Raw genomic sequence first — 7280 nt, forward strand, 5'->3', positions numbered from 1 at the left:
GATATCCCGTCCTTTCCCTCCAGGAGCCCCCAATGAAACAACGTATCCTGATCGTCGGTGCCGGATTCGCCGGCATGTGGAGCGCGCTGAGCGCAGTGCGCCAGCTCGACCGCCAGGGCCGCGACGACGTCGAGGTCGCGGTGCTCGCGCCGCAGCCCGAGCTGCGCATCCGCCCGCGTTTCTACGAGCCTGACGTGCAGCGCATGGCGGCGCCGCTGGGCGAATTGTTCGCCGCGGTCGGCGTGCGTTTCGTGCAGGGCAGCGCGCAGCGCATCGACGTGGCCGGCAAGTGGGTGGAGTACCGCGATGCCGAGGGCACGCTGGCGCAACTGGACTACGACCGCCTGGTGCTGGCGGCCGGCAGCGGCGTGTGGCGTCCGGCGAGTGTCGTCGGCATCGACGCTGCCTTCGATGTCGACCAGTTGGAAGACGCCCTGCGCCTGGAGGCACACCTGCATGCCCTGCGCGACTTGCCGGATTCGCCGGCACGCAACACCGTGGTGGTCGCCGGCGGCGGCTTCACCGGCATCGAGACTGCCACCGAGATGCCGGCGCGCCTGCGGGCGATCCTCGGCGAGAAAGCGGCGCTGCGAGTGATCGTGGTCGACCGCGGCGCCGCCATCGGCGCATCGATGGGCGCGGACCTGAGCGGCTTGATCGCCGAGGCCTCGGCGGAACTGGGCGTGGAGTGGTGCCTGGGGCGTTCGGTGGCGGCGGTGGATGCCGAGGGCGTGACGCTCGACGACGGCCAGCGGATCGAGGCGAAGACCGTGGTCTGGACCGTGGGCGTGCGGGCCAGCACCCTGACCGGGCAGATTCCGGGCGAGCGCGATGCCCAGGGTCGCCTGCATGTCGACCGCAACCTCAAGGTGCTCGGTCTCGACGATGTCTACGCCACCGGCGACGTGGCCCGCGCGGCTACCGACGACCTCGGCAACCATGCCCTGATGACCTGCCAGCACGCCATCGCCCTGGGTCGCTCGGCCGGCAATAACGTGGCCGCCGACCTGCTCGGCGTCGAGCCGATTCCCTACAGCCAGGTGAAGTACGTGACCTGTCTCGACCTCGGCGGCTGGGGCGCGGTGTTCACCGAGGGCTGGGACCGCCAGGTACGGTTCGTGCGCGAGGAGGGCAAGAAGATCAAGACCGAGATCAATGGCGTGTGGATCTACCCGCCGGCGGCGGACCGCGCCGTGGCGCTGGCGGCGGCCGACCCGCTGATTCCGGTGGTGGCGTAGGGCGATTTTCCCTCACCCCAACCCTCTCCCGCAGGCGGGAGAGGATGCCGTGCAGCGTAGAGGGATGCAGCGGCGCGCGGATGCCTGGCTTCCGGTAGGGCGAATAACCGCGAAGCGGTTATCCGCCGTTGCCTCGGTTCTCTTGGGAGCGTGCGTCTTCAGCGCTGGCGTTCCACCGCCGGACGGGCGAGCAGAAGGCGCAACGAGGCCCCCAGCGTTTCGCCATGACCCAGGCCGTCGAGCGGCTGGAAGTCCAGCGTGAGCCCGGCAACCCGGCGCAGGTCATCTACCAGCCGCGCCATCGCCTGGCCCGGCTCGGCTTTCAGCGAGCCGCGCGGGCTGGCCGGTTCGGCGCTGCCGCGCCAGAGCAGGAGTTCCGCGCGCTTTCCGCGCAGGCGCTGTTCGAGCCCCGCTCGTTCGCCGAGGATCGCCCCGTCGCGCCACCACAGCGACGGGCTGGCCGCGGCGTAGCGGGCGAACTCGCCGGGACGGGTGAACAGTGCGTGGAGCACCAGCAAGCCGCCGTAGGAGTGTCCCCAGAGGGTTTGTCGCGCGGTGTCCAGGGGCGCCTGCGCCGCCACGGCCGGGCGCATGCCGTCGCGCAGCAGGTCGAGGAAGGCGTCGGCGCCACCGCTGGGCAGGCCGTTGAGCGGGTCGCGCTGATCGGCCTGGCCGGGACTCGCGGGGGTGTAGTCGAAGGTACGCCCGGCGCGGTCGATGCGCAGCGGCGTGCGGTAGCCGATGGCGACCAGCAGCGGTGCGTCGCCGTCGGCCAGGCGTCTCAGGGTTGACTCGTCGAGGGCGCCGACGGCGGCGTTGCCGTCGAGCATCCAGACCACCGGGTAGCCGGCGGCGGGCGGTGCCTGCAGCGGTCGGCCGAGCCACAGCCGGTAATGCCGCTGGCCATCGACGGAGTCCAGGTCCACGGCGCTGAAGCGATAGGGCAGGTCCTGGCGTTGCAGCAGGCTGCGGTCCATGGTCGCCTCGGGGTCCGGTTGCGCCAGCGGCGCGCCGCCGGGCAGGGCCGCCGCCAGGGCGAGGCCCAGGGCGGCGACGAGCAGGGAGGTTCTCATCAGGCTTTCTCGTTATGGCTCAGAACGACGCGGTCAGGCTGGTATAGAAGGTCCGTCCGGGCTCGTTGTAGGTCGCCGCGCCGGCCCCGTCGATGCCGACCACGCCCTGGGCATTGCCGGCGCGGAACAGGCGCTTGTCGAACAGGTTGTCGACGCCGGCGCCGAGGCTCAGGTTCTTGCTCAACCGATAGGTGCCGCCGAGGCCGGCGATGGCGTAGGGCGAGAGCTGGTCGTTGGCGCTGCCGGTGACACGGTCGCCGTGATAGTCGTATTTCTTCGGCTTCTGCTTGCCGTACCAGGTGACCGTGGCTTGCAGCGAGAGGTCGTCGGTGGCCTGCCAGTCGAGCATCGAGTTGAGGGTGTAGCGCGGCGTCACCGAGAGCACGTCGCCGGTTTCCTTGTTCTTCGATTGCAGCATGTAGGTGAAGTTGTTGCTCCACTTCAGGCCGTCGGCCAGGGGCAGGGTCAGGGTACCTTCGAGGCCCTCGACCACCGCCTTGGGCACGTTCTCCCACTGGTAGATCGCCGCGTTGGCGTAGTCGCCCTTGCCGCCGCTGGCGTGGTCGACCGGTGACAGGCCGGATTCGATCTTGTTCTTGTAGTCGTTGCGGAAGTAGGTCAGCCCCGCTACCAGGCCGTCGTGGCTGTACTCGATGCCCAGTTCCTTGTTCACGCTGGTCTCGGCCTTGAGGCCGTCGTTGCCGCGCAGGTAGCAACTGGTGCTTTGCCCGTAGCAACCCTGGCCACGGCTGTAGAGCAGGTAGTCGGGGTTCAGCTGGTACAGGTTGGGGGCCTTGTAGGCGCGGGCGATACCGGCCTTCAGGGTGACCCGCTCGGTGAGCGCGTGGGACAGGTTCAGCGATGGGCTCCAGTTGTCGCCGACGATGTCGTGGTGGTCCCAGCGCAGGCCTGGGGTGAGCATGGTGCCGGGCATCAGCTCGATGTTGTCCTCGGCGAACAGCGAGAAGATCCGCGCCGAGGAACTGCTGCTGCGGTTCTTTCCGGCGAGACCGGGGATCGAGCCGCCTTCCTCGGTGTTCTGGGTGTTGGAGCTGGGGTCGTCGAGCTTCTGCTCGGTCCACTCGCTGCCGAGGGTCAGGGTCTGCTCGTAGCCCAGGTGCAGCGGCAGGTTGACCTCGCCGTGGGCGGTCAGGTCGCGCAGGGTGGCGGTGTAGAAGCCGGCGTTGTTGGGGTCGAAGATACCTTCGGTGCCGCCGGCCAGGCCTTCGTTGATCCGGCTGTTGCGGGTCTTCTCGTACTGCAGGTAGGCCAGCGAGCTGCCGAAGTCCCATTCGCCGCGATGGGTGACCGAGTAGGTCTCGCGGTACATGCGGTTGGTCTCGTGGCCGAGCATCTGCTTCACGTAGTTGTTGCTGTTGGTGTTCTGCGTGTCGCCGGTGTAGATGTTGCCCTGGCGGCTGAAGCCGGCCTCGAACTCGAGGGTCTGCTCGGGCGTCAGGCGCCAGCTGAGCAGCCCGTCGATGTCCTTGTTGCGCACGCCTTCGCGACCGGCGGGGAGGGTGCCGGCCTGCTTGCCGGTGCGGTTGGATTCGTGGCCGGCGTTGATGTCCCAGTCGTCCGAGTCGGTCTTGGCGATGTTGCCGTAGACGCGGTAGCTGAGGTTTTCCGTGAGCGGCCCGTTGAGACCGAAGCTCATCCGTTCGCTGGCGCCTTCGGCCTTGTGTTGCGGGAAATTGCTGTAGACGCTGAGATTACCGTGGGTTTCCGCGCCGGCCTGCTTGGTGATGATGTTCACCACGCCGCCCGCCGCGCCGTTGCCGTAGCGCGCCGCCGCCGGGCCGCGGATCACTTCGATGCGCTCGACCTGGTCGGCCGGCACCCAGTTGGTGTCGCCGCGGCTGTCGCGCTCGCCGCGCCAGCCGTAGCGCACCGAGTTGCGCGAGCTGACCGGCTTGCCGTCGACCAGGATCAGGGTGTTCTCCGGGCCCATGCCGCGGATGTCGATCTGCCGGTTGTTTCCACGCTGGCCGCTGGAGCTGTTGCCGGTCAGGTTGACCCCCGGCATGGTCCGGATGATCTGCGACAGGTCGTTGCTCGGCGGTCGCTTGGCGATGTCCTCGGCGGTGATGATGGAAACCCCCGGCGCCTGCTTGGTTTCCTCCTGGGCGGTGGCGACCACGGTCTGCTCGCCCAGCTCGATGACGGAGCCGTCGCCCTGGCCGGCGGCGTGTACGGCGTTGGCGAGCAGGCAACTGGACAGCAGCAGGAAGGGAACGGCGGGAAGGGCGCGTGAGGACATCGGTGATCTCCGGGCAATGCAGCGAAATGCAAGAGATCACAAATGATATTGATTGTTATTTGATAGTAAAGCGCATTAACTTTCTAAACACTTCGCCCTCAGGCGGCCGCCGGCAGCCACAGGTGCAGGCACAATCCGGGCTTGCCGTTGCTGGCCCAGAGCCGGCCGCCCTGTAGCTCGATGGCGCGCCGGGCGATCGCCAGGCCGAGGCCGAAACCTTCGCCGGCGCTATCGTCCAGGCGCTGGTAGGGGAGGAAGATGCGTTCCAACTGGTCTTCCGCCACGCCAGGGCCCTGGTCCTGCAGGCGCAGGTGCCAGAAGTCGCCCTCGCGCTCGCCGTCGAGGCTGACCGTGCCGTCCTCGGGCGAGTGACGGATGGCGTTGCGCAGGAGGTTTTCCATGGCCTGGGCCAGGCTGTCCAGGTGTACCTCGACGCGACAGTCGACGCCCAAGCGGCAGGGTAGCCGCGCCGGGTCCCAGCCGCTTTCGAAACAGGCGTCATCGCGCAGCGCTTCCCACACCGACAGCGCCAGCACCGGCTCGGTGGGCAGTTGCGGGCGCTCGGTGTCCATCCAGGCGAGGTCGAGGGTGTCTTCCAGCAGTCGTTGCATGTCGCCGATTTCGCGATCCAGGCGCTGGCGCAACTGTTCCGGCGGTAGCTCGCTGTCGTGGGCGATGCGCAGGCGCGCCAGCGGCGTGCGCAGTTCGTGGGACAGGGTGCGCAGCAGCAGGCGCTGCTGGGCGAGACTCAGGCGCAGGCGCTCGGCCATGTGCTCCAGGGCCTGGGCCAGCTCGCCCAGTTCGTCGCGGCGGGCCGCCAGCGGTGCGGCGAGGGGAGTGCTTTCCAGTTCGTCGGCGCGCAGGGCGTCGGCGCGATCGCGCAAGCGGTTCAGCGGCACCACCAGGTGGCGATAGAGCAGCAGGCCGAGCAGGGCGGCCAGCAGGGTCGGGACTATGCCGTGGGTGACCAGGTGGGTCCAGGGGGTCAGCCCGCCGGGCAGCAGGCGCTCCGGTAACTGGATTACCAGCCGGCCCTGCTCGGGATGTCCGGGGAACTCGATGCTGACGTACGGCAGTTCGTCCTGCAGGCGCCGGCTCATCGGCCAGTCGAGCTTGCGCATGAAGGTCAGGTGGCTCGACTCCTCGGCGCTTAGCGGCGTGCTGCCGAGGCTTTCCAGGTGCGGTCCGACCAGCGCCACCCAGGTATCTTCCTTCGCCGACAGTTCCTTGCGGAAGCGTTCGGCGCCCGCGGCACCCTCGCTGCGCCAGGCATCCTCCGCCTGCCGCGCGTAGTCCGCCAGGTAGCTGCGGTCGGCCGGGGCGAGGAAGTAGGTGCTGCGCTCCACCGACAGGCCCCAGGTGTAGATCAGCCAGGTCAGCAGCAGGCAGAAGCCGACCTGCAGCAGCGCCAGTTTCCATAACAGCGGGTGCCTGCGCATCAGGGGTGTTCCGTCTCCACCAGCAGGTAGCCCTGGCCGCGTACCGCCTGGATCTGCAGGTGACGGACGGCGACCGCGGCGAGTTTGCGCCGCAGGTTGCAGACGTGCACGTCGAGACCGCGGTCGAGGCGCGTGTAGCTGCGGTGCAGCACGCTCCGGTAGAGGAACGGCTTGCTCAGCGCCTCGCCAGCGTGTTCGCGGAGCGTCGCCAGGAGGCGGTACTCGGATGGCGTCAGCCCCGCCGGAAGGCCCTGGTGGAGCACATCCTGGGCCTGGTCGTCGAACACCAGCCGGGTATCCCGCCGCTGCGCCGACGGCAGGCGGTCCAGTCGTACGCGGCGCAGCAGGGCGTCGGTGCGGGCATCCAGCTCGGCCAGGCTGAACGGCTTCGGCAGGTAGTCGTCGGCGCCGCGGGTGAAGCCGCTGATGCGATCCTGTTCGGCGCCCAGGGCCGACATCAGCATCACCGGCGTGGCCTGCTCGCGGCGCAGCGACTCCAGCAGCGCCAGGCCGTCGAGGCCGGGTAGCATGATGTCCAGCAACACCAGGTCGAACGCTTCGCGCCCGGCGGCTTCCAGTCCGTGCGAGCCATCGCCGCAGACGGTTACGCGGAAGCCGCGCCGGCGGAAATGCGCGTCGAGATCCTCGCGTAGGCGCGGGTCGTCTTCGACCAGCAGCAGGCGGGGAGATGGGATTGAAATATGAGAATGATTCACGTTCGTGAATATCTCATTTTTGCCGGGTATCGGGCAATGGGCCAATGCGCCGCAGCGTGCTCGGAGCGGAAATACTTTTCGACAAAGCCGTCGTTGCTTCGGCTTTGGTTCTGGCTTAGGGTCGGCGGGTCCGCAGGAGGCGGGCAGGAGTGTCGTGGCTATTGGCCAGCCTTTCGCGACGGCACTGGGTTGTACGATCATCTGGCGCGCTGCTGGCGCGTTGTTCGGGCCGCCCGCCGCAGGTGACTATCAAGGAAGATTCCCCATGCTGTTCTCCCAACACACCCGCCTGGTACACGTGGACTCCCCGCTGGGACCCGAGGTCCTGCAACTGCAACGGCTGGAGGGTCGCGAAGAGCTGGGCCGGCTGTTCAGCCACGAGCTCGAACTGGTCTCGAGCAATCCCGCCTTGCCTCTGGATGCCCTGTTGGGCAAGCCGATGAGCCTCGCGCTGGAACTCCCCGGCGGCAGCCGGCGGTATTTCCACGGCATCGTCGCGCGCTGTAGCCAGGGCGCCGGCGCCGGCCAGTTCGCCAGCTACCAGGTCACCCTGC

General features: G+C 68.4%; 6 protein-coding genes. 2 read left to right on the top strand and 4 right to left on the bottom strand.

Annotated features, from left to right (window positions below; genetic code table 11):
* Positions 1-32 precede the first annotated feature (32 nt).
* The gene (locus tag HMPREF3014_RS11840; RefSeq protein WP_003122579.1) at positions 33-1238 is read left to right on the top strand and encodes an NAD(P)/FAD-dependent oxidoreductase; all 1206 of its coding nucleotides are present in this window, start codon (positions 33-35) and stop codon (positions 1236-1238) included.
* 158 nt (positions 1239-1396) lie between these two features.
* Here HMPREF3014_RS11840 and pfeE read toward each other — a convergent pair whose 3' ends face one another.
* The 4 genes from pfeE to HMPREF3014_RS11860 form a co-directional block, all read right to left on the bottom strand.
* Positions 1397-2311: a ferric enterobactin esterase PfeE gene (gene pfeE / locus HMPREF3014_RS11845; RefSeq protein WP_003090549.1), complete on the bottom strand. Its 915-nt coding sequence runs from the start codon at positions 2309-2311 to the stop codon at positions 1397-1399.
* Positions 2312-2330: 19 nt separating this feature from the next.
* On the bottom strand, positions 2331-4571 hold the full coding sequence (pfeA, locus tag HMPREF3014_RS11850) for a siderophore enterobactin receptor PfeA (RefSeq protein WP_003090548.1): 2241 nt from the start codon (positions 4569-4571) through the stop codon (positions 2331-2333).
* A gap of 98 nt (positions 4572-4669) precedes the next feature.
* Entirely contained in the window at positions 4670-6010 is a 1341-nt protein-coding gene (pfeS, locus tag HMPREF3014_RS11855; RefSeq protein WP_003162120.1) for a two-component system sensor histidine kinase PfeS, read from the bottom strand.
* Positions 6010-6726 carry a response regulator transcription factor gene (locus HMPREF3014_RS11860; protein WP_003101494.1) on the bottom strand — a complete coding sequence of 239 codons (717 nt, stop codon included), beginning with the start codon at positions 6724-6726 and terminating at the stop codon, positions 6010-6012. The genes pfeS and HMPREF3014_RS11860 overlap by 1 nt, the downstream gene beginning before the upstream one ends.
* A 265-nt stretch (positions 6727-6991) precedes the next feature.
* On the opposite strand from HMPREF3014_RS11860, the gene HMPREF3014_RS11865 reads away from it, so the two are divergent.
* Positions 6992-7280, top strand: a 289-nt coding sequence (locus HMPREF3014_RS11865) for a contractile injection system protein, VgrG/Pvc8 family (protein ID WP_042955903.1), incomplete at its 3' end; no start/stop codon positions are given.

The organism is Pseudomonas sp. HMSC065H01 (genome assembly GCF_001815235.1).
Taxonomy (GTDB): Bacteria; Pseudomonadota; Gammaproteobacteria; order Pseudomonadales; family Pseudomonadaceae; genus Pseudomonas; species Pseudomonas aeruginosa.

Coding starts and splice junctions, on each gene's coding strand:
- pfeE (WP_003090549.1), bottom strand. CDS start 2,311: ATGAGAACCTCCCTGCTCGTCGCCGCCCTGGGCCTCGCCCTGGCGGCG.
- pfeS (WP_003162120.1), bottom strand. CDS start 6,010: ATGCGCAGGCACCCGCTGTTATGGAAACTGGCGCTGCTGCAGGTCGGC.
- pfeA (WP_003090548.1), bottom strand. CDS start 4,571: ATGTCCTCACGCGCCCTTCCCGCCGTTCCCTTCCTGCTGCTGTCCAGT.
- HMPREF3014_RS11840 (WP_003122579.1), top strand. CDS start 33: ATGAAACAACGTATCCTGATCGTCGGTGCCGGATTCGCCGGCATGTGG.